At 58.0% G+C, this 22,520-nt stretch carries 17 protein-coding genes and 6 pseudogenes; 6 read left to right on the top strand and 17 right to left on the bottom strand.

The genetic code is table 11. The features are described from left to right. Positions 1 to 2 precede the first annotated feature (2 nt). A pseudogene (locus ABNG04_RS08285) lies at positions 3 to 447 on the bottom strand (zinc ribbon domain-containing protein); the annotation flags it as partial. 143 nt (positions 448 to 590) lie between these two features. Between ABNG04_RS08285 and ABNG04_RS08280 the strand changes: the two are divergent. Next, a pseudogene (locus tag ABNG04_RS08280) lies at positions 591 to 1,631 on the top strand (RNA-guided endonuclease InsQ/TnpB family protein); the annotation flags it as partial. A gap of 133 nt (positions 1,632 to 1,764) precedes the next feature. Beyond that, entirely contained in the window at positions 1,765 to 3,045 is a 1,281-nt protein-coding gene (locus ABNG04_RS08275; RefSeq protein WP_371161662.1) for an RNA-guided endonuclease InsQ/TnpB family protein, read from the top strand. Between the two features lie 49 nt (positions 3,046 to 3,094). Here ABNG04_RS08275 and ABNG04_RS08270 read toward each other — a convergent pair whose 3' ends face one another. Together ABNG04_RS08270 and ABNG04_RS08265 are read right to left on the bottom strand one after the other, a co-directional pair. Then, entirely contained in the window at positions 3,095 to 3,217 is a 123-nt protein-coding gene (locus ABNG04_RS08270; RefSeq protein ID WP_371161661.1) for a hypothetical protein, read from the bottom strand. 57 nt (positions 3,218 to 3,274) lie between these two features. After that, the gene (locus ABNG04_RS08265) at positions 3,275 to 4,690 is read right to left on the bottom strand and encodes an ATP-binding protein (RefSeq protein ID WP_371161659.1); all 1,416 of its coding nucleotides are present in this window, start codon (positions 4,688 to 4,690) and stop codon (positions 3,275 to 3,277) included. Between the two features lie 146 nt (positions 4,691 to 4,836). Here ABNG04_RS08265 and ABNG04_RS08260 point away from each other — a divergent pair, with 146 nt between their 5' ends. Next, entirely contained in the window at positions 4,837 to 5,832 is a 996-nt protein-coding gene (locus tag ABNG04_RS08260; protein WP_371161657.1) for a DUF8137 family protein, read from the top strand. 147 nt (positions 5,833 to 5,979) lie between these two features. Here ABNG04_RS08260 and ABNG04_RS08255 read toward each other — a convergent pair whose 3' ends face one another. Both ABNG04_RS08255 and ABNG04_RS08250 read right to left on the bottom strand, forming a co-directional pair. Beyond that, positions 5,980 to 6,462, bottom strand: a complete 483-nt coding sequence (locus ABNG04_RS08255) for a toxin-antitoxin system TumE family protein (protein WP_371161655.1) — start codon at positions 6,460 to 6,462, stop codon at positions 5,980 to 5,982. Between the two features lie 3 nt (positions 6,463 to 6,465). Continuing rightward, entirely contained in the window at positions 6,466 to 7,056 is a 591-nt protein-coding gene (locus ABNG04_RS08250) for a DUF7342 family protein (protein ID WP_371161653.1), read from the bottom strand. Between the two features lie 82 nt (positions 7,057 to 7,138). Here ABNG04_RS08250 and ABNG04_RS08245 point away from each other — a divergent pair. Both ABNG04_RS08245 and ABNG04_RS18045 read left to right on the top strand, forming a co-directional pair. Further along, positions 7,139 to 7,446 (top strand): annotated as a pseudogene (locus tag ABNG04_RS08245) (DUF8137 family protein); the annotation flags it as partial. A gap of 61 nt (positions 7,447 to 7,507) precedes the next feature. Then, positions 7,508 to 7,579: pseudogene (locus ABNG04_RS18045) on the top strand (DUF7342 family protein); the annotation flags it as partial. Positions 7,580 to 7,598: 19 nt separating this feature from the next. Here ABNG04_RS18045 and ABNG04_RS08240 read toward each other — a convergent pair. The 9 genes and pseudogenes from ABNG04_RS08240 to ABNG04_RS08200 all read right to left on the bottom strand — a co-directional run. Beyond that, positions 7,599 to 7,908: pseudogene (locus ABNG04_RS08240) on the bottom strand (toxin-antitoxin system TumE family protein); the annotation flags it as partial. A gap of 56 nt (positions 7,909 to 7,964) precedes the next feature. Next, positions 7,965 to 9,245 carry an RNA-guided endonuclease InsQ/TnpB family protein gene (locus ABNG04_RS08235; protein ID WP_371161651.1) on the bottom strand — a complete coding sequence of 427 codons (1,281 nt, stop codon included), beginning with the start codon at positions 9,243 to 9,245 and terminating at the stop codon, positions 7,965 to 7,967. 225 nt (positions 9,246 to 9,470) lie between these two features. Next, positions 9,471 to 9,650 (bottom strand): hypothetical protein, encoded by a 180-nt coding sequence (locus ABNG04_RS08230; protein WP_371161969.1) that lies wholly within the window; start codon positions 9,648 to 9,650, stop codon positions 9,471 to 9,473. Beyond that, positions 9,647 to 10,159 (bottom strand): winged helix-turn-helix domain-containing protein, encoded by a 513-nt coding sequence (locus ABNG04_RS08225; protein ID WP_371161649.1) that lies wholly within the window; start codon positions 10,157 to 10,159, stop codon positions 9,647 to 9,649. The genes ABNG04_RS08230 and ABNG04_RS08225 overlap by 4 nt, the downstream gene beginning before the upstream one ends. A gap of 206 nt (positions 10,160 to 10,365) precedes the next feature. Beyond that, positions 10,366 to 10,644, bottom strand: coding sequence for a type II toxin-antitoxin system HicA family toxin (locus tag ABNG04_RS08220; protein ID WP_371161964.1), 279 nt, complete (start codon positions 10,642 to 10,644; stop codon positions 10,366 to 10,368). Beyond that, positions 10,622 to 10,921: a type II toxin-antitoxin system HicB family antitoxin gene (locus tag ABNG04_RS08215; RefSeq protein WP_371161647.1), complete on the bottom strand. Its 300-nt coding sequence runs from the start codon at positions 10,919 to 10,921 to the stop codon at positions 10,622 to 10,624. Before ABNG04_RS08215 ends, ABNG04_RS08220 begins: the two co-directional genes overlap by 23 nt. Positions 10,922 to 11,176: 255 nt before the next feature. Next, positions 11,177 to 11,347 carry an NUDIX hydrolase gene (locus tag ABNG04_RS08210; RefSeq protein WP_371161645.1) on the bottom strand — a complete coding sequence of 57 codons (171 nt, stop codon included), beginning with the start codon at positions 11,345 to 11,347 and terminating at the stop codon, positions 11,177 to 11,179. Positions 11,348 to 14,598: 3,251 nt separating this feature from the next. Beyond that, positions 14,599 to 17,418: a hypothetical protein gene (locus ABNG04_RS08205; protein WP_371161643.1), complete on the bottom strand. Its 2,820-nt coding sequence runs from the start codon at positions 17,416 to 17,418 to the stop codon at positions 14,599 to 14,601. 225 nt (positions 17,419 to 17,643) lie between these two features. After that, positions 17,644 to 18,534 carry a hypothetical protein gene (locus ABNG04_RS08200; RefSeq protein ID WP_371161641.1) on the bottom strand — a complete coding sequence of 297 codons (891 nt, stop codon included), beginning with the start codon at positions 18,532 to 18,534 and terminating at the stop codon, positions 17,644 to 17,646. 276 nt (positions 18,535 to 18,810) lie between these two features. Here ABNG04_RS08200 and ABNG04_RS08195 point away from each other — a divergent pair, with 276 nt between their 5' ends. Continuing rightward, positions 18,811 to 19,476 (top strand): helix-turn-helix domain-containing protein, encoded by a 666-nt coding sequence (locus ABNG04_RS08195; RefSeq protein WP_371161962.1) that lies wholly within the window; start codon positions 18,811 to 18,813, stop codon positions 19,474 to 19,476. A 55-nt stretch (positions 19,477 to 19,531) separates the two neighbouring features. Here the strand turns inward: ABNG04_RS08195 and ABNG04_RS08190 are convergent, their stop codons facing one another. The 3 genes and pseudogenes from ABNG04_RS08190 to ABNG04_RS08180 form a co-directional block, all read right to left on the bottom strand. Continuing rightward, positions 19,532 to 20,509, bottom strand: a complete 978-nt coding sequence (locus tag ABNG04_RS08190) for an IS1595 family transposase (protein ID WP_371161639.1) — start codon at positions 20,507 to 20,509, stop codon at positions 19,532 to 19,534. A gap of 158 nt (positions 20,510 to 20,667) precedes the next feature. Next, positions 20,668 to 20,934: pseudogene (locus ABNG04_RS08185) on the bottom strand (IS1595 family transposase); the annotation flags it as partial. Positions 20,935 to 21,113: 179 nt separating this feature from the next. Next, the gene (locus tag ABNG04_RS08180; protein ID WP_371161637.1) at positions 21,114 to 22,367 is read right to left on the bottom strand and encodes an RNA-guided endonuclease InsQ/TnpB family protein; all 1,254 of its coding nucleotides are present in this window, start codon (positions 22,365 to 22,367) and stop codon (positions 21,114 to 21,116) included. Positions 22,368 to 22,520 lie beyond the last annotated feature (153 nt).

Here is a 22,520-nt window from a genome sequence, read left to right as displayed (position 1 = left end):
AACCCACCCCTAAAGGGGTGGGCTTTCAGCGTGGACTCCCGTTCTGGCCGAGTCGTCGGCAGGCGAATATTCGCCGTTCACGTTCACCATCCCGCTGTTCAAGCGCACGCCTACGGGTGCGCCTCCGTCAACCCCAGTCTGGTTCTGACGGAGAAACCGCAAACCAATGTTCTTCGCAGCGTTGTAGTCTGCGTTGTTCTGATACTCACACTTCAGACACTGGAAGTGCGTTCCGTCTCGGTTGTCTGGGTGAGTGAACCCACACTCAGAACACCGCCGAGACGTGTTCTTTGGATTCACCTGCTCGACAGTCAACCCGTGTGCTTCGGCCTTGTACTCAACGTAGTCGTACAGGCGGTTGAACGCCCATTTGTGCCCCCACGACGCACCAGTCCGTTCTCGGATGTCGGTCAAGTACTCAAACGCGATTACCGTACAACCGTTCTCACAGAGTAACAAGGAGGAAGCCCACGGCTTCAGCCGTGGGAGGAATCCGACACCCCACGCAACATACAACGAGCGATAGCACCCTGACTCCCCAGCACCCGCCGTGGAATTTATACATAAATAGATGAACATGTGAGGTACAGATGGGGGATGTGATCCGCACCGTCAAAATCAAACTCGACGTGCTTACGGAGCGGTGTGACGACCTCCATCAGACGAAAGACCAGTTTCTCCACTGTGCGAACACCACCGCAGCCTGGGCGTGGAGACACCCCGACGAGTACTGCGTCACCTCGAAACGACAAGCCGAAACCGCCCTCTATGAGCGCCTTCGCAATGAAACGGAGTTGACTGCGAACCTCGTCCAGAAGGGGATCCGGCGTGCTATCGAGGCGACGAAAAGCGGTGTTGCCCGACTCAAAAAGGGCGAGACAACCAGTCAACCACAGTTCGACGCGTGGAGCGTCGTCTATGACAAGCGCTCTGCGACGTTCCACCGCGATCACGTGTCTCTTTCAACAATAAACGGGCGTGTCGAGTGTGAGTACGTGATTCCTGATGATCCCGAGGAAACACCGATCGGCGAGTATCTGCTGAACGAGGACTACGAGTTCCGGATGTCCACGCTCCAGTACGACCGCTCGACCGACTCATTCTACCTCCACGCGCGTATGCGCCGCACCACAGACGAACACAAACAGTCCACGGGTGTGTCTTCTGACGCCAAGCACAGAACAGTCCTTGGCGTCGATCTGAATGTGGACGGCTCGCTTGCTGTGATGTCTACGGGTGCGTTTATCGGGAACGCCGACAAGTTGAACCATCGACGCCGCGAGTTCGAGAAGACGCGGGGGTCAATGCAACAGACGGGGACGCGGTCGGCGCACCTGTCGATCCAGTCGATGGACGACCGCGAACACCGCTGGATACAGGACGAACTCCACCGTGCCTCGAACCAGATTCTCGAGGAAGCCCGCGACCACGGTTGTACACACGTCGCGTTCGAGAACCTGACGGATATTCGCGATCGGATGGCTGGTGCGAAGCGCTTCCACGCGTGGGCGTTCCGTCGCTTGTACGAGTACGTCGAGTACAAAGCCGAGATACTCGATATCGAGGTCGAGCAGGTGAGTCCGGCGTACACGAGTCAGCGGTGTTCGAAGTGCGGATTTACGGAGAATCAAGGAGAAAGCCTCGCGCTTCAGCGCGGGGATGAATCCGACAACTCCTCCACAGCCCACTGCTCGAAAGCATGGTTGGATATTCCACACCATCTGAATGGCTACTATTAACTAGGATTATTGTCATAGGTTACGTATGGCAAAACAGGTCGTCACACGCACCTATACTGCTTCCATTCGGAATCAGTCTCGGGTGTCTGACGATCTTGATGCCCTCGGGTTCGCAGGCTCGAAACTTTGGAACGTTGGGCGGTGGACGTGCAGCCGGATTTGGGACGAAATCGGTCACATTCCAAACCACAACGAACTCACCGCCTACCTCAAGTCGCACGAACGTTACGATGACCTGCATTCGCAGTCAAGTCAGCGAGTCCTTCAAGAACTCGCTGAGGCGTTCAACGGCTGGTACGGCAAACGACGTAACGGAGATGCGAGAGCGAACCCGCCCGGCTACCGCAAACACGGCGACGAACACCCGCGTTCCACGGTGACGTTCAAAGCTGCTGGGTTCAAACTCGACACCCAGTACAACCGCGTTCGACTCTCTCAAGGGTCGAACCTCAAGGAGTATTGGTCGGACTTTATTCTCTGTACATACCAGACGCGACCCGGCGTTGATCTCTCCACCGTGGAGAACGTCCAACAAGTGAAGTTAGTGTGGGCAGGCGACGAGTGGGAACTCCACTTCGTCTGTAAGGTTGAGATTGAGGTGTCTGAGTCGCCCGGCGAGAAGACGGTTGGCATTGATCTCGGGATCAACAACTTCGCCGCGCTCGCCTATGAGAACGGTCACAGCGAGCTGTATCCGCTCAACTGTCTGAAGCAGGACGACTACTACTTCAGCAAGCGGCTTGCGCGGTGTGACGATTCAAACTCTGAGCAGGCTACACGGCTGAATCAGAAGAAATCGAGTCGGCGCACGCACTACTTCCACACGCTCTCGAAACACATCGTCGAGCGGTGTGTTGAGGAAGATGTCAGCACGATAGTGATCGGCGACCTCTCTGGCATCCGCAAGGACGACGAGGACGGTGAGTCGAAGAACCGGGGCAAGCATGGGAACCTCGATCTTCACTCGTGGGCGTTCGACCGCTTCACGGAGCTACTCACGTATAAGGCCGAGATGGAAGACATCACCGTCGAGGAGGTGTCTGAGCGCAATACGTCGAAATCGTGTTCGTGCTGTAGTCGCAAGTGCGATGCAAACCGTGTCGAGCGTGGGTTGTACGTGTGCGACGAGTGTGGAACGACGGCGAACGCGGACGTGAACGGAGCCGAGAACATTCGACAAAAAGTATCTCCGAGTTCATCGAATATGTCGGTGAATAGGAGTAACGGCTGGTTGGCACAGCCATCGACGTACCTGTTTGACACGGAAACTGGTGCGTTCGCACCTCAAGAACAGGTCACATCGTAAACCACAATATCCCAACTCAGCGGCGCGGTGCCGTGGGAATCCTCGCGCTTCAGCGCGGGGAGGATGTCAAGTCGTACACCCGCTGGAACGTCGTTCGATTCTTGCGCCACTGCCGTTCGGCGGTCTCCGTGTCGGGCGGTGATGATTCCGCCTTCGATTCGTCCTCAGCCATACGGCGTTGTTCGAATGATATAGATATATATCTTTCCCGGTCTAGAAATATCGAGAATTACCGGTCGGAGCGACGCTCGAGAACGGCAACGATGTCGGACAGCTCGAAGAGTCGGAGGTCGTCACGTTCGTCCGCAGCCTCTTCGACGGACCCTTTGAACCCAGAACGGCTGAACAGGGCGAATTCATACCTGGGCTCACCACCTCCGGGGGGTGTCCAGTCGATATGGGAGACATCGTCCTCGAGGTTCGCGAGCACGTCATAACCGAGCGGGGCGGTGGTGAATTTCGCTTCGCCAGCGATCAGCGTTGACTCGTCGGTTGGTGCGACAACATCGATCTCGCGGTGTTTGTACCACCACTGGCTTGGTACCTGGGTGAGCTGGACGTCCGGATAGAGCGCTGGCACCGCTTGGTGACAGAGCGATTCGAACGTTTCGCTGACGAAGTCGGGCAGTTCCGGTTCGATGAGATCTCCATACGCGTTCTCACCGTAGAGTTCGTACTGTCCACTGCGGCCGTAGAGATATCGAAAGTAAAACCGGAAGACGGGATCTCGAATCTGGTATCGTGTCCGTTTGCTGCGTGCCGGGTCAGCGAGCGCCGGATGGTGTTTCTCGATGATCTGGAGCGTTTCCAGCCGGTCGAAGTAGTACGAGGTGTTGGTACTCTCAATGCCAGCCCCCTGCGCGATCTCGTTTCGACTGCGGTTCCCGCTGGCCATCGACTCCAGAATCGAAAAATACGTGTTCACCTCGGTGAGTTCCATCTGGAGGACGGTTTCGGGCTCGTCGTGGAGTGGACCCACCGGATCACACAGCAGCCGCGTGATGTTTTCACCGAGACTCTGTGACGGATCGAGGGGGCTGAGATACCGGGGTGTGCCGCCGAAGACGCCGTAGACAAACATCCGTTCTTCGGGAGTGTAGGTCGGCACGAACTCTTTGATGGAGCGAAACGGCAGCTGGGTGAGTTCGAGGCGGCCATTCGGTGTCTGAGAGACCCGGCCATAGAGTGGCGCACCACCATCGAGGACGTGGGTATGGATCATGCCGATCGCAGAGCCAGTAAGTACGAGGGTTGCCCGGCTCTCGTTGACGGCGGTATCCCACAGGTGCTGAACGATCGACGGGAGTCCCTCGTTCGATTCGATGAGGTACGGAAATTCGTCGATGACGATGATGGCGTCTCTATCGGTGAGGTACGTTAAGAGCGGTTCCCACTCCTCTTTGACGGCCGTAATATCCGGATAGGCCGTCGCCGCGGCCTCAACGAATCGCCTGAGCTGTGTCGTCGCTGTCCCTTGGACTGCCTGGTAGTAGACGGCATCGTCGCGGTCAGCGATCGATCGGCGGACGAGTTCGCTTTTGCCGATCTGACGACGCCCGTAGACGATTGCGAGTTCCGCAGCGTCACTCTCATAAAGAGTCTGTAGCCGATCGAGTTCCTCGATACGGTCGACGAACTGGTCCATGCCGTCGCTTGTTGTGTGAGGTACATATATCTCCCGAAGTTAGAAACTAGACTACAATAGTCTATACTATAATAGTTTGTTTACTAATAGTGGGGATGGTACTTCGAGGAAGGAACGTATTTTGCCCCCATCCCTGTAGTAGGACTATGCCTCACGAGTGCGACGATTGCGGAGGGTCCTTCGAGACACTCACCCGTCTCCGCCTCCACGACTGCGAGGACGTCCAGTCAGAGACATCCGTTGGTTCGGCGGATCTCGGACAGTCACAATCCACAAGTTCGTCGCCAGCCGACAGAGGAAAGCGATCCGCCGCCGAAGTTGATACCCTACTCAACCGCTTCTCGGAGGGTGACAGAGACGCCCTTCACGACGCAGTCGCCGAGTTCGAGTCGACACTCTCGGCTGCGCTTGCGGAAGACGACGGCGGCGAGGCATACCGAGACATGTTTTGGCCGTACCACGAGCGCGTTAGCGACGCCCTTGATCAAGCGACGCGATCAGCGGGCTGGAACTTCCTCGAGAATGTGGTAGATGTGCACGATCCGACTGCGACTGACGAGCTGCCGCTCGTGACACCTACGATCGCGAATGCTGTGGGACGGAATCTAATTCGCACGCGGTTGACCGAGAATGTGGAGGCGATTCCAGTTGCGGCGCTTGAGTACCTCGATGCCGTCGCAGTCGCTGCCGGCGATACAGCCGATACCACACAGGAGGAAGTCCACGCGTACGGGTGGGGAATCGGGCATCCCGACCACTCGGTGGCCGACCGTCTCCACGCCCGCGTCTCGGAAGATATCTTCTTGGTGAATCCGACGCTCGAACACGCGTTCTACGCCGACCAGTACGCAGCGGTCGATTTGCTCGAAGCGTTACTGAGAGACGAGTCGATCGACGGGACGTTCTCGCGTCCCGCCCGTGACGATATGCCGTATCGTCGCTATCTGCTTGACTGCGCCTACGGGCTGAAGACGGACGACCACTGGCCGGGGATGCCGCGGTACTACGACTGGCACAAGGAGTTCGACGACACGTTCGAGTTAGACGACACGGTCGAACAGCGCATCCGTGACCTCGTCGAAGCGGCCGGCTTCGACGCCACCCTGCCAAATGATTGGACGCTCCGGGACCTCGGTATCTGAGCAGAATCGGGAAGAAAGCCTTGGGTTCAGCGCGGCAAGGATGTCAACGTAGTTGGGAACCCACAGGAACTCTCCGGGTCGTACGGAAGACTTCGTCTTCCGTGATGACGAGACGCTTGCGTCTCGAACCATTTGCCCCAAGACAATTCACGGCGGATTTTGGCCAGTATTGAGCGGGTCGTACGAATCCATGTGGTAGGCGACCCGCCAGAGTTTGAGGATGGCGCGAGTGACCAATACTTCGGGAGTCTGTTTGATACAGGATTCTTCGACCTCATCTGGTTTTGAGCTCGCAGTCGGCGGCGGATGATAATGTTTGAGCCCTCTGACGTTGAAATAGCCGTCCGCATGTGGATGCTTTCCCCACCGAAGATTCACCGCTTCTGTGTCAGTATAATGGAACTTGTAGTCGGCCTGTGTGGTCCACTGGACGTCCATCCGTGCCGCGTCGGCCGTACACAGTCCATCGTCGAGCGCAACTTCGAGGACAGATGGATGAAGGTAGTCATCGAGTTCAGCTGTCGCAAGCGGCTCCATTTCCTCGATAACGTCACGAATCGTGAGTAGTGCCGGACGGTCTGTCGCTCCACGGAGCGTATGCTGTTCGTGTTGATCTGGAGCGTTCACCATCGCTCAGGCCGGGACGTTCTCATCAGTCGAGCGACGGTCATCGTCGACAAACTGCTCGGCGGTATCGATCGAGAGGGCCGCATTTGCGAACGCGAGGTTCCGACGGAGCGTCTTCCACTCACGAATCCGCTCGGGATCGATCTCTGCTTGTGGATCTCCGGACTCGGCGAGCGCCTGATTCGTTTGGCTGACGGCTAACTCTTCAGGGGACTCGACACCGAATTCAGCCTGATAGTCTGTGAGCTGCTCGCGCATGTCCTGAATCCGTGCGACGAGTTCGTCAGTCGAAACGTGCTCGAGGATGTCGGACGCCTGTTCCACGACTAGTGATTCAGGCGAGCGACGATACCGCGTACTACCGTGCTTGCCGGGTGTCGTCTCGACGAACCCCTCGTCTGCGAGTGTGTTCAGATGCTTTCGAGCGGTCTTCGGAGCGGTCCGCGCATTGTCAGCGACCGTATCAGCCGACAGTGGGCTGTACGTGTGGCTAATGACATGCCGAATGCGCTCGTATGGCGTCGTGTTAGACTCCCAGTCTGTCCCGACTGCCTCGTTGATATCTGTAAACGTAGCTGGTGGGTGTCGGTCGCTCATGGAGGCACTGACAGGCTAGCGGAACATAGTACTTTGGTATAGTACTATATTCATTCATTGTTCTCGAAAGCTATGGTCCGTCTACGCCGGCCAGGACGCGGCGGTCGATTTGCTCGACGCGTTAGTGAGAGACGAATCGATCGACGGAACGTTCTCGCGTCCCGCCCGTGACGATATGCCGTCTCGTCGCTATCTGTTCGATTGCGTCTATGGGCTGAAGACGGACGACTACTGGCCAGGGATGCCGCGGTACTACGACTGGCACGAGGAATTCGACGACACGTTCGAGTTAGACGACACGGTCGAACAGCGCTCGGTGACCTCGTCGAGGCGGCCAGCTTCGACGCCACCCTGCCGACCGACTGGACGTTCCGTGATCTCGGTATCTGAGCGGACCAACAGCACGTTTCTCTTGAGAACCACCAACGATCAACCGTAGCTCGCCATTGGAATCAAGCACGCATTGGCGCTCTACTCGGATGTCGAAGCCGCTCGCAAACAGAATATCGACATGGCTGACCGAACCATGCGCTACTGCTGCCTCACGGCGGGTTTGAGGCGCTATTCAGCTGGTCGGTGTCGTCGTTCTCGTACGCTGCTCGCCACATCGCATGGACAGCACGAGTGACGAGTGACACCTCAGTCACGTCGATACAGGACGATTCGGCGTCCGCCGTCGCGGCTTCGGGCGGAGGGTGAAAATGGATCTTAGGGGAGTGTGTTCGGGTGGCGATCAAAGCGCCAGTTGACGCCGTCGCTATCGACGTAGTGAAACGAATACATCCCGAGTTCGCTCCACTGGATATCGAGCCGAGCGCTCTCGGTGTCGCCAAGGCCATCGCTGAGACTGATCTATGACATCCTCCTCGCCGTGAACGGCGAGGTTTCCTCGCGCTGGGGGGTATCGGTTACCGACCCACGGAGGCAACTTGCGGGTTCGTATGCTCCTCGTTGGGAACTGAGCGTGGTGACTCTGACCAATTATGGTCGTCCCACTTGAGGCATACAGGCCGTGCCATCGACCGTGTTACCGTCGTCTGCCGCCGAAGGAACGTCTCTGACGCGGAGAGGTCTGCGTGTCCTTCAAAGCTACACGAACACGTCAGCGTGTCGCGGTGGCGCGTCGTATTCTCAGTCGAACCGCAGTTCGGACACTCCTGGCTCGTCCACGCCTCAGACCGCACTTCCACCGAGATGCCGTATTCTTCGGCGGTACACGCCAGTCGGTTCACGAACGCTCTGAACGCCCAGAAATTGTGTGTCTTCGCGTTTGTCTCTACCGACCAGTGCGTGTCAAGCACGTCCGTCAGCGCCCCAACGTACACCGTCGAAACGCCATCCTCGTACAGGCGTTCGATGAGGTCACGAGCGAGCGCATCTTGAGCGTGGTCACGTCGCTTCGTGCGCCGGTCATACAGGTGTCGGATTCGGTCACTACTGTATCGGCCGTCCTCCAAGAGTGATTGGAGGCGGGCGATTTCTCGCGTCGTCTCGCGAAATCGCTCGAACAGGCCACGCCCTTCATACAGGAGTTGCTGACCGGTCGTGGTTGTACAGGCGACGAGGTTGTTCGCACCAATATCCAGAGCGGCTTTTTCCGAAGCCAGTGGGTGTGCCAGTCGAGAATGGTCTTCGCTGATTGTGACTGGCTGAAAGGCCCTGAACGTCTGTGCTTGCTCGTTGTAGAACAACTCCAATCGGCCCTGCTTGTCGTACTCCTTCCAGTTGGGTTCGCCTCGAACTTCGAGGCGGAGACGTTCGCGGTGTCCAAGCCCGTACTCGTCTTTCAGGTCTTGACCGACGAGAATTTCAAGACGAGAGTATTCGCCCCACTCAACAGAGTATGACGTGTTGCGGATGTACGTGCGGAGTTCTCTGCCGTCTTCCGAGTTACCCCAGAAGCCGGGTTTGCCGTTGGCTTCGCCCTTCTTTTTGAGGCTGAAGAACGACTTCCACGATTCACGATTCTTGCGTTCGATTTGTTGAACCGTGGATGCACCGAGTGTTCCGCCGTAGCGACCGCGATACTCGCTGATGTCCCATACGTCTCCGTCTGGGTCAGTATAGTGTTCGTGGCGCTCGTAGTTGATTTCGTTCCAGAGAGCGGCAGAAGCGTCCAACAGGCGTCGAAGCAACTCCTCGTCCTCGTTGGACTGCGGAATCACATCGAACGTATTGGCCCGCTTCATCACCGATTGGTTATACCGTAACTCACATAATTGTTCCGTTCATGTGATACTATATGATCGCAATTCGCATCGAGTTCGATGACGACGAACAGTACGAACGACTGAAGCAACTGAAGAAACATCGTGGGTTGACATGGAAGGGATTGCTCCTTGAGGGAGAAAAGAAAGTTAGGGAGGATACCCCGGAGTAAGCGTCGAACGTGGTTGTGAAGTGGAGTGTCGGATTCACGCCCGCACTAAAGGCCGGGACTCTCTCCTTGAGTCAGGTAGTTCCGTGGGAGCGACGACGTCATCATACGCTGTTTGGTCGACTAACGGCTCAAGTTTGAGCCAGCGGTCACGGACCCGCTGGAGCGCTGGGAGATAGATCGGCCCGAACTCGCCGGCACGGTCGTCATCGTTCATACGGCGAGCTGGTAGCTCGCCTCGTCGTAGGCGAGTGCGGCTTGCGCGACGGCAAGATTCTGCCGCGTCGTGCGCCACGCCGTGAGGTCATCCCAGCCCTCCGTCTCGTCAGCCTCGAGTTGCTGGGCGAGTTCTTCCGGTGACACCACGTCGTAGCGGTCTTCGTAGCGCCGGATCTCGGCCTTCATCTCTTGGATACTGTCGAGCAACTCCGACCGACTGACCTCCTCACGCAACTCACGGATTCGGGACATCAAGATTCGGTCGCTGTTGCGCTTGTACAGCGTTGTTTGGCCGTCTAGTTCCGTCTCGGCGAACCCAGTATTCACGAGCGCCTTACAGTGGCGACGCGCCGTCGGCTCGCTCACGAGCGCGCGGTCAGCGATCTCGGCGGCCGATTGCCCGTCGTGAGTCTGTTCGACGATTTCGTACACCCGCTCGAACGGCGTGGTGTCATCTTTCCAGTCCGCTTTGACCTGCTCATTGACGTTGTCCCACGTGTCGGTCATGTTGGACGCTACGTGGGCGCGAAACAAATAGTTTCCTAGAATAACTATCTGAAAACGGTTCTTCTCGATGAACGTCGTCAGGCGACTGCTCCGTTGACCTGCCCTCGCTGGAAGCTATTAAACCCCGTCCTCAAACTGCCGTTGGCGGGAGCGTGGGAAGTTGACTACAATTACGCTATTTTTCAGGTGATTGATCGAGTGGCATGTCAGCACTGCTGGTCGATCCACTGACACCACTTCTCGAAGTCCTCCGCCCCGGATTGCGCTGCGATGTTGCGTAACGTGCCAATTCGGATCCGGTCGTGTTGCGGTACAGAAACGACGCGGACATCATCGTCGTTTGTCGGGTGCTCGTACCGCAGCTTGACGTGGCTCCCAGTTCGGTCAACAATGACGAAGCGGTTTTTCGTGAGTGCCTTGACGACGTCGCGCGGGAGAAATCGCGTGACGCCATTCGATTCACTACATAAATTCGGGGAGACCATCGTGCTCATCACGAGCCGTCGCTACCTCATCCGAATCGATGCCGAGCTCCTCGAGTACGTCCTCCTCTTGCTCCCGAGTATCGATCGATTCGCCGACCTCTCCCTTGTGGAGCGCGACTGCCTCGTCGAGGTTGTCGAGGGCGTCCTGTCTCTTCTCACCTTGGCTCGCAACACCCGTCTCCTCGTCACGGGCGACCCACCAGCCGTCGTCCGCCTGCGTGAGCGTGATCGTTCGCCCACTTTGCGGATCGTCGTTCGGACTCGTGTCAGTACTCATTACCAGCGTATTACCTGAGTAATATAATAAGCATTCGACCGGTGAACAAGCCGTTCTGGATGGTCGTTGAGGGTCGTTGGTGATGGGCTCGACGGCTGTCTCCCTCGCACGACGAGGTCGGTGACGCTCACAGCTGGGACGCGAACGGCTACGTCCACCGGGTCCGGTCGCTGCTCAAGGAGTGAGAGGCAAACGGGACGTGGACACGCTCGCCAATGTCGAACGGGCGACACGGCTCGGACGGGAGTCGTCGGGCTAGCGATCGTCGAGATACTGGGTGACGTACTGGTGGATGTCCTCGAACGGCGGGCGGAAGGCTTGGAAGGCGCCGTGCTGGTCGTCGGCGGCGATTTCGGGATTGCCGGTTAATATCCCGTCACGACGCTCGATCGCCCCCCAGCCGTCAACGACTATGGGCGTCCGCATCGAATCGAACTGGTCGTCACAGACCGTCTCTCCTCCCAGTGGGTAGCGGCGAGAGCGAAAGTAGGTTTGGACAGCGCTGCTGCGGGTGTGTTAGCGTATTCGACATTGTCACTGGGGTTGCCGGGCACGCCAAGAGAGCAGTTGTCGACGGCGATGCTAGTTAGACCCGTAATTAGAGGGAGTCCATAGACAGGTAGAGGGTAGTATCGAAAACCGCTAGACGGGGATGATTAGAGGGGTTAAGATACCGACTGATAAGAAGAAGAACAAGACCAGATCCCCCACCGACTGTGTGAGAAGTGAGAGACCCCTCCGGCGCGGAGGCCAGCAGATCCGCCCGTAGGTCAGCCACTCTTCGTTTCCTTTCGCTCAACGTATTGCGTGCCCCGCTGAGGAGATCTATCACAAATGACCGGACACGCGAACTAACCAAGACAACTGAAACATCCTTTGATCTCTCCTCGCTGAATCGCCCCGCACGCAATACTATTTGATCTGATATATTGGCTCACTTCCGGTGTAACTGCGAGCCGAATTTAATCAACACTCTCAGCCACCGATTGTCTGCCAATATTTTCACGCGACTAATCTACCCATTTGTTGTCATACACGATCGCCTTTGGTTGGTGGGCCCACCGGGGAGTCCTACGGTGTTGGCTCCGCCTGCTTGTGACACAATCCGTTGCGACAGCACTCCATTCCGTTAGGACCCTCTTCTTCTTCTTATCAGTCGGTGATCTACCCCCTCTAACTCGGAGACGGCACATCGATCCATCTGTCTAGGGGCTCTTTGGTGTTCACCCACAATCACCCCCCTCTCACCCCCGTCTAACTCCGATAGCGACTCCGATACAGCGAACCCTCTCGGTGGCATGTCAATCGACGTGCCTCTCTCACTGCCTGGACCGCCCGCACGCGTTTGTCTGTATATCACTTCCCAAACATTTTAAAATCGTCGCGAGAATCACTCGACGAACGCTGTAGATCTGGGTTCTGATGAACACGATCGCTGATCAGCGGTGGAGCATTTTGTTCTCTCTTTCTGAAAGGACACGCCACTGCGGGAGTCCGTTTTTCCTGTCGACTTGACCGAGGTAGCTCACACCAACACCCAACACGCCCATGGCTTCAGTCAGTAGGGGAAGCCGACAGGAGACCGAACATCCCCTCTAGTCGGTAGACAGAGCCGCAAACACCGCTTCGCGAGCGGGCGGTAGATATCGAAGCCGCAGCCCCCTGAGTGGCCCTGAAGCGGTTGGGGTGTGGCCCTGTTGGTTTCGGTACTGCTTGGCGAACGCAGCCCACCCAAGTGGGTGGGGTGGTTGTGCAGCGTACTGTCTGCCGTATGCGACCATCTCTGGAAGTCCTTCGTGGTAGTGTAGTGTTGCGTCCGGGTCAGAAACAGTATACGTCTCTCGAAAACGGGTGATAAACGCCTCACGGTCAGGCGAGCACACAGCAGTCGTCGCTGCTGGCCACCGGACATCGCGAAACTCGGCCCCGTCTTGGACAACCACGGTCGCTGTTTCGCGCCCGGTTGCGAGATGGACTGGCCGGGCGGGCACAGACAGTGGGCGGAGCGTGGCACGGGCCGTCTCCCGGTCAATTGCTGTTGTGGTCCCATCTGGATGGTGGATGGTTGCCCCCGTGTCTGTCGCCGTGACGCGACGACACTGGCTCGCAAGCGTATCGAGTGAATCGGTTAACTGCCCACGCATTAGACAGGTATCGTCAACAAGACACCGGAGTTCATTTGTTGGCGTTACAGTCCACGTCTCGCGAGCGCACTCGGCGTCACAGACTGCCGTGCCAACCGCATCTCTAAGCAATCGTGGTTGTTGATACAACGGTGTCACCGAATCTGTCGGCGAGTCAAATGGTCGCGCAAGGATTCTTGTTACGTTTTGTGCGGTCGCGTCTGACCGAGTAAACACCGTGAGCCCCGCAAGGGCCGGGTCATAGTGGGCATCCCAGACAGCCGCGAGCAACCGGCCTGGGTGAACCGACCCCCCAACAGGGAGATACACGAGCGTGGTTGTCCCATCAACTGTCGTCCGGTGAAATGACACCGCCGGTGAGGAAGACTCGACTGCGGTGATCGTCTCACCGCGTTCGCAACACCACCGGATGACGTTTTGTACAAACGGATCTGCACTGTCGTCTGTCACAGCTGGGCGATGACTCGCTTGGACGGTTGGGTCCGTCTCGGCAAGCCGCATACCCGGTGGCACGACAACCGGCGTTACCGGCGTAATCTGTGGTGGGCCCCGATAGTTCAGGTGCTCCCAGAGTGACGTCGCATAGAGCTGTGTGTCAACGGGAAAAAACGCTGGCAGCGTCGATCCAGTTGCGGTGAATCGGCCGGTGACACCAAGTGTCTGATACTCGGCTGTCAGGGGATCACTGGGAGTGCGTGTCCACAGTTGGGCGTACTCAGCTGTTGAACCTGCCACTGCGAGGGCGCGGTTTGGCGCTGTCTCGTCGGCAGTGGTGTATGATTGCCGGACAAGCGTCGGGTTCGCAGGGAGGGCTTTTTCAGTTATGTACTCCCAGCCGTGTTTGTTGAGTAACTCCCAGTTGGTGAGGGTGTCTGGGCTCTCAAGGCGGTCGCTCATCGGCGTGGGGAGCGTTTCCGCAAGCGTGTCTCGATCCGTCACTTGAACGCTCGGCCTAAAATCGACGCGGCGAACCGCAAGTTCTGTCGTGTCTGTGCCGCGTTCAGCAACAACACTGAGCGCGGACGGATACTCACTGGACACGTCGAGTAGGGGCGCAAGCGACGGTTCCCGCGTTGTAGTCGCTGTCAGTGCGGTTGGCTCACTCGCAAGCAGGCGTTCAGTGAACGCACTGGTGGCTCCAAGCGGGCGTGGATCGATCGTCACGATGTTCACCCCCATTGTCGCTTCACTCGCGGTGACCGCGAGTTGTGCGAGTGTTCTTGTTGCGTCGGTGCTGTTCGTACATTCAACGCCTGCCGGTGAGCGTGGCTCTATTGGGGCGCTTCCAGCCCACAACAAGGTTCGGTGTCGGGACACGCCTGGCAGTGAGAGATAGCTAATCGGGCCACAGTCGTGTGTCCACAACGCGGTATGGACGATCTCGGCGATGACCGTCGATAACGGGGGTGCGTGTCGGGGGCGGGCGCGTCGTGGGTCAACGGCAAGTTCGATCGCTTGCCAGGTGGGATCTGTCATTCGTGTCGGTGGGTCACAAAGGTGGTGTCGCTGTGGTGCTCACACAGCGGGCTGTAGTTAGGCGTCGTCTGTGCTGGGAGCGTCGTCTCCCTCGTCGGGAGTCGTGTCCTCACCAGCATCACGCTCCTCAGTGGCGCCAGTGAGCGTCTGTTGGACGCCCGTTGTGTCTTCGGGGTCGGTGCTGGCGCTTGCGTGCGCGCTCTCATCGGCGTCTGCGGTGGAACTGACAGCAGGGGTGGAGTCAGTTGTGTTCGTGTCGTCGACGTCGGCTTCTACAGCGTCGTTGAGCTCGTCGACGTCAGCTGCTGTTTTGGTGGCGTCAGATTCGTTCAGAGTGTCCCCCGCAGCGTCGGTGGACGAATCAGCTCCTTCCACAGTGCCGTCGGAGTCGTCGCCGGCTTTTTCAGCGGTGTCGGCGTCTTCACCGTCTGCTTTCGTGTCATCGCTACCATCTTGCTCGGCGTCGTCTTCTTCGATGCCGTCACTGTCATCTTCTACACCGTCGCCGGGATCTTCGCCGTCTTTTGTGGCGTCGTCGCTATCATCTTCGGCAACGTCGCCGGGCTCCTCGCCGTCTCCCGCAGCGTCGTCGTCGCCGTCATCTTTCTCGTCGTCTGCTCTCGTGTCGTCGCTGTCATCTTCTACACCGTCGTCAACGCCACTGTCGTCTTCTGCACCGTCATCGTCGTCTTCGCCACCAGCATCGCTGTCATCTTCTGCAGCGTCATCGCTGTCGGTTTCACTGGTGCCTTCGGGGTCATCAGGGTCGTAATCAGCCGGCGGGCCCGTTTGATGTGGCGAGTCGATCGTCGGGTCGAATAGCCAGTCGTACCCGTCGAAGTATTTGTAGGCGTTCCCTGTCCCGCCGGTTTTCGCGTCTTTGAACTCCGCAGGGAGGTACCCACCAATGACGGATCTGACTGGCGCATCGTACTGCGAGTGACCCTCAAACCAAGTTGCGAACCTCTCCTCAAGCGCGTCGTAGGTGAGTTCTGGGCCATCGCGGGCGACGATGAACTGATCGAAGAAGGCCGCAAAGCCCGCTTTCTGTGTTTCTTGTCGCTCGTAGGTCGCCCACTCTGGGGTGGGGTCGTACACTTCGATCTGGTTTGTCTCCTCGTCGAGATAGGTGACCGTTACGTGATCGAGATAGCCGAACCCCATGGGAATGTGGGGTTCATAGATCCGACACCAGTCAGCGAGGAACGCCTTCTTCTCGCTGTAGGTGATGATGGCGGTCCCGTCGCGAGTCTCGACGCGGTGGGTCCCGTCGTCGGCTTTTCGATAGTACCCACACCGCCCGGCAGGTTCACCAGCCTCGTCGGTTGTCTCACCAGCGACTGGCCAGTCGAAGGTGCTGACGTCTTCGCTTGCGTGTCCGCTGACGAGTTCACCGGCGTCGTCAGTGACGGTGAGTTCTGTGCCACGAAGTTCATACGTGGTCTTGCCGCTTCCGCGGCGGACGAGACTGCGTCCATCGACGACCCGCACCAGGTCAGTCCGGTTATACAGGATTGCTCCATTCCCATCGGGCGTCTTCTTTTTGTAGCCGCGACTGAGATGCTGGTAGCCGCGCTCAACGCGATCTTGGGTAAACCCGAAGATCACGTGCCGGCCAGCAGCGATGGCCCGCTCAGCGTTTTTGAGCGTGTTCGAGGGCTTTGTGGTGTTTTCATCGTCGACTTCGTAGGCGACGATTGTCGAGCAAACAGGGATTCCAAGCTTCTTGATGAACTGCTCTTCGGTCCGAATCCGAAGGTCTGGGAGCGATTCTGTTGTCTGCTCAACCTTCTCGATGTCATCACCCCCCTCGGTGAAGCTCCGCTCGACGATGTTTTCATAGCTCCGGTGTGGCAGGTTCCCCTCGTTTTGGACATTCGGGTCACCAGCCGCTGCGTCGGTCGTTCCCTCGCCATACCCGAACTCGGCTTCGGTCTCGATTGTGATCGGCTCAGTCGAGTGGAACACCGGCGCTGATCGCCCCTCGACGTCACGCCAGGGGTTTGTCTTCCATCTGTCGGTGACCGTCTGAACGAAGGGTGCGAGTTGCGCTTCAAACACCGAGAACCAGCCATAGAGCTTGTAGTCTTCTTTGAGGAAGTGTTCTGTACTTGTATCCCCCGACATGAGCCGGCGGTGTTCGCGTTTGCCGAGCATAATCTCGCGGACTCGGTCTGCGAGAGCTTGTACTTCTCTGCGGCTGGTGTACTGGTTTGTCCGTTCGTCGTTGTACTCAACGCGGTATTTATCGGGGCCGTTGACGCGCTTGGTGTAGCTCGTCTTCCAGAGGCCGGCTGCGAGCCGTGGGTCGTGATTCGACGTGACGTTTCCGGGCGCGAACACTCGCGAGAGGTCCGATGGCTTCCCGTGTTCGACGAGTCTCGCAAACCCACGGTCGCCGGTGTAGGTATCTTTTGGCCGGTAGGTCGCACAGCGAACACACACGTTATACTGTCCATTACTCCCACTCACAATGACCTGGTAGATGAACGGGTCATGATTCGCTCTGAACGCGTCAAACAGCGCTTTGAGCGGTTTTGTCTTGCTGTTGCCCGGCGTTTCTCTGTTGCCGTCTTTGTGTGAATAGAGACGGGTCGTCGTCACATCAGACAACCCGACAGGCTCAAGATCGAGGTGGCCGACTTCTGCGGTTACAGCGGCCGGGTAGCGGCGCTTCACCGATTGTTTGAGCTTGCTTAGTGGCTGCGCGTAGGTCTTTTTTTCAGCTGAATCGAGTGTCGATTGGGTATCGCTGTTCCCGTCAAGCCCGTACGGGCGCGGGTGGAGGACGAACTCCAGCCCGTATTTTGCGGGATAGATGAGGATTTCGAGGCTCTCAATACAGCTTTCACTACACACGTCGGCGATAATCCACACAAGAACGCCAGTGATGTCGTTTGGCAGATCCGCACGCGCTTGTGGGTCTCGTGGCAGTCGGACGCGGATTGCGTTTTTCCGTTGTTTTGCCCCACCTCGGGTCGAGTGTACCGCTGTTTGATGCTCTGGAACGTCTGTTGGTTCTGGAAGCCCCTCGGGCTCGTCAGCTGACCCCGGAGCCCAGGGGTTTTCTTTCTTTGTTACCTGTATTGACATTCTGGGTTACTACGGGTGGGTTGATGCGGTGTCGACGATGCTGTTCCAGTCCGTTCGCGGGAGTAGGTGGACTGCGGTGAACGGTCGGCTGTTCGGGGTATCCGGTTGTCCCGCGGTCACGGCAGGATTGTGCGTTCGCTTGCGTTCGATCGTGGCGAGCCGGTCCGCTTTGCGCGTCAGGTCGCTCTTGAGAAGCATGACCGTGGTGTGCTCGCCGTCCGATGGGGACTGTGGAACGACGGGTGTCCGGAGAAGCGACCGTCGTTCCGCGGGCGGACAGCGTCCGTCGTGTTCAGTTATCCACGCATCATAACGAGGCCCTGTTTCGATCGCACCATTCCAGCGCTCGGCTTGGGTGACTCCCGTGCCGGTGGTGTCGTTCTCGAACTGGGTTTTATCCTCGTCGGTATCGCGCTCCTGGGGTGGGTTTCTGCGGTCGGCCTTTTGATCGGACGTGGGTAAGAGCTCAACCGAGAGGATGGGTTCGACAGGTACCGGTTGCTCCGCAGTTGTTGTGACCCACACGCATGGCTCACTACAGGTCCGCTCGTTTCCGTCCGGGGCGAACGGGGTTGAGTGGAAGTAGCACTCTGCGCCGGCTGCCGTCGACGTCACGACTGGACGCTCGAGAAGCGACCGCAGTCTTGCGGCCTGTTGTGCCGAGGTGGTTACGATGTGGACGCTTTTCGAGGGGCCCGTGAGTTGGTCGACGGTTTGAAGCACGACTCCCGGCTTGCTCACGTTGCTGGCGGTGACAAGCACAGCAGTCTGCTGTCCCGCACGGGACACGCGAAGGTCAACTGGACCTCGCTGGTCGACTTGACTGGTGGCTTCGATTGTGTAGCCAGCTGCCTGATAGGCTGTTTCGACTCGTTTTAGCAGTCTGTGGTGGTTCGTCATTGCTGACGATTCAGCTCACACAGGGGGCCATAATAACGGATTTGCGGAGTAAACGGGTGTAGAATACGTTAAACGGGCGTTTACGAGACGATACGACCGTTCACCAACCATGTGGTTTTTTATAATAGAGGCGCCTGTTGATCTCCTCCCAGCGGTAAAAGCTAAGGATTCCACGAAGTGGATATTCAGGTTGCGCGTTTCCTCGGTTCTCAAGTACGCTTTTGTGTGACCCGTCAACAGTTGCCACCAAGAAGCCATGTAATAATGATCGAATTAATGGACTCCACAGCTGCGAAGATTGTCTTAGCAGCCCAGCATGGCGATTCTATCAATCGCATCGCGAGCAAGATTGACATCTCGTACTCATGGGTGTACGACTGGATTGAGCGATTAGATAACGCAGATATTATCGCTAACACAGATAATGGAATTCAGATCGTCGACCACGAGATGCGCCAGCAGTACGCCGAGATGATGGCTGCGTTGTACAGCCGCGACACCATCTCCCAAGAGGACGCATACATTATCCCCCACTTCGCTGGGATGGAGTTTGTGTACACGGAAATTGACGCGGCGTATGTCTGGACGCACGGCGGCTACCAGGTCGCGCGGAGCCACGACGACTATCCGGTATTCATCGACATACACGGCCGTGATGTCGAACGGTGGAGTGCGTTCTTCCAACAGTGGGGCGTCGATGCGACGATCAACGAGCGCCCGGACGCCAGCGACGTCAATGGAGACATCCACTATGTGTTGTACCCGAAGACCAATGATATCGACGCCGAGTGGGTTGACGGTAACCCCGTCATCCCGTTGGACGACGCTATCAACCAGATGATGGAGAACCGCCCGGCGTACGAGCCCGCCTTGGAAATCATCGCCGACGAGTACGACAGAGACATCGACGCGGCGCACCATAGTGCGACGAGCGCGACCTGACGATCTCGTTTCTTTTCTGTCCAAGCAGCGAGATCAACTGTGAGAAATCGCGCTCTTATGTAGAACTGCGGAAAGACCCGATAACGAGGCACTCAACCGCTGTCTCGACAGATCCGCCGGCGAGAGTGAGTGATCGAACGATACCGAAAGTGTGAGCGGCCTGCTCCAAGCCTTGCTTGGACAGGCCGCGGAACTTCCGCAGCCACGGTTGGATGATCGAAAACAGGCACTCAGCTTGGTTGATGTGGACGCCGTCGGGCGATACGTATCTCTCTTTGTGGATGACTGTTCGATGGGTCCGATCCATCTCTCGGTATGCTTGGAGTCCATCAGTCCAGACCTCTCCCAGCGGCTGGGAGAGGTCTTTAGCCTCCTGAATCACCGGCTCAAGATCGCCTTGATAGTCGATTCCGCGGTGTCCACGAATCACGCGCAGTGAGTCGCGGCACGCCGCGACGAGCGTCAGCTGATCACCGTGCCGCCCCCGCCAGCGTGACCGGCCAGACCGTGACGAGCCGCCGCGTGAACGGCTGTTCCGCGGCGGCTCTTGACCTTTGTAGCCCGAACAAACCCTGCCAGATTCGTCGACTTGCGTCGGTCCATCGATGATCTGGTTGAGATGCTTCCAAACCGCGGGGAAGCCGCGCTGAACCGCGGCTTCCACCTCTCGAATCACGGTGTGGACCGTTTTGTAGGCTCGATCGAGGAGCGGCGCAATCTGGTTGATACTGAGCAGGGTATCGGCGTAGAGAGTGAACGCGAGAAGTATCTCGCCGCAGGTGAGATGCTTCTCGTGGAAGGGTGTTCCGTAGGTGTAGGTCGGCTTGAAATCGCAGTCTCGACACCAAATACGGTCGGTAGTCTCCCACGTGACGATACTGTGATGCCCGCAGCGCGGACAGGATGTGTTCTCCCAGAACTGCTTGAGTCGCCGCTCGATGCGGGCATCGAGCGGCTCCGTATCGATCTTGATGACATCTAACTCGATCAGTTGCTGAAACAGACGACCGAACGCTGACTCAGTGGAGGACATACCTCTCGATTACCGGCGACTTAGTGTAATTATACGGGCTTTCCGCGTTTCTACATAAGAGCGTGAGAAATCGCTCTTATAGAGAGCTGCGGAAAGACCCGATAACGAGACACGCAACCGCTGTCTCGACAGATTCTCCGGCGAGGGTGAGTGATCGAACGATACCGAAAGTGTGAGCGGCCAGACCGTGACGAGCCGCCGCAAGAACGGCTGTTCCGCGGCGGCTCTTGTCCTTTGTAACCTGAACAGACCCTGCCAGGTTCGTCGACTTGCGTCGGTCCGTCAATGAACTGGTCAAGGTGCTTCCAAACCACGGTGAAGCCGCGCTGAACTGCGGCTTCCACCTCTCGAATCACCGTGCGAACGGTTTTGTAGGCTCGATCGAGGAGCGGCGCAATCTAGTTGATACTGAGCAGCGTATCGGCTGAAGCCTCGGGGCTTGTCCCCGAGGTACTTCACGAACTAGTTGGCGATCCGCGAAACGACTGAGCGATAGGTCTTTGAATGCCACCCGCGTGCCACGCGGTATGGGCACTGACGCGGGAGACAACGGCGATGGAGACATGGTCAAACTCAACGTCAACTACCCCGCCCTGACGTTCGCTTACGCTCGCGTCTGAGGACGGGGCTTGTCCGTGGACTCCCGGTCTGCCGACCCGGATGGGTCGTCGGGGGTGTAGTCCCCGGTCCCGTTCAGCGTCCCGGACTTCAGGGCGAGTTGACCGTCGCCCAACCCCGAGAGACGTTTGCCCTCAGGTACAGTTATCAGTCGCTTGCCGATGTTCTTCGCCGCGTTGTAGTCGCCGTCGAGTTCGTACCCGCACTCGTTGCACTCGAACCAGCCGTCCGAACCGCGGTTCGTACTCGACTGGTGGCCGCACTTTGAGCAGGTTTGCGACGAGAACGCCGGATTCACGTCTTCGACCCGGATGCCGTACTCGGCGGCCTTGTACGCGACTATCTCCTGTAACTCGCGGAACGCCCAGTTGTGCATCTGGCGCTTGATTCGGTCGTCCCCGTTGTCCATCCGGTCACGGATGTGCGTCAAGCGTTCGACGGCGATGTACGAGCAGTCGTGGGACCGCGCTTCTTCGACGAGTCGCCGAGAAATGGTGTGCAGACGGTCCAAGACGAAGCGGGTTTCTCGCCCCGACACTTGCCTGAGTGTCTGCTTGGCGGAACGAGTGCCTTTGTCTTGGAGGCTTCGGCGGACTCGGAAGTAGTGGTTCTGGCCCCACAACAGTGCGCCACCATCGAAGAACGCGCCCGTGCTGGTCACGGCAACGTTCTTGAGGTTCAAATCGACGCCCATTACGCGGTCACCGTCCCGTTCTTCGACCTTCTTCATGACGACGATGTGGAGGTAAAAGGCGTCTTCGTCCTCGTGGTAGTGTAACGTCCCCATCCGACGCTCGTACTCGTCGTCGTCCAAGTACGACCGCTGGTAGTCGCCGAGGACGTACTCGACTTCGACCCGCCCGTTGACCGTCGAGAGTGTCGCACTCTGGTCGCGGATGGTCAATGTCCGCTTGTCGTACACCGCCGAGAGTTCGCTGAACCGCGGAAGCGGGCGGCTATTGCCCTTCTTCCAGTCCGCGACGGTGGACTTCATCGCCTCGACGGCCTTCGAGTAGGCGCGGATGCAGAGATTCGACGGCAGGTCCGTCCGGTCCCGAAGGTCGTAGTACACCTTGTCGTGGATGGTGGACTTGTTCAGGATGAGGTAGCCGTCGCCGTTGCGTCCGTTCTCGACCGTGTAGTTGGCGGCGTCGTTGAACTGTTCAATAGTGGTGTGGAGGTCGTCGCACCGCTTGTCGGGTACGTCGAGTTTGACGGGGACGGTGCGCTTGACTTCCATCTGCGTATTCACACACGGACGAGGTTATTATATACGTTCGGGGAGTTGGCCTGCCGGCGTCGTGCGGTTCTGTAGCAGTTGTCGGCTCCTTCCCCTCCCTGCTCGCTTGTGCTTCCGGCGCGGACGCCGGAAGCCCGGCGCTTGTTGAGGAAG

This window comes from Halorubrum miltondacostae, from assembly GCF_041379815.1.
Classification (GTDB): Archaea; Halobacteriota; Halobacteria; order Halobacteriales; family Haloferacaceae; genus Halorubrum; species Halorubrum miltondacostae.
This window is presented reverse-complemented; position numbering and strand designations above follow the sequence as displayed.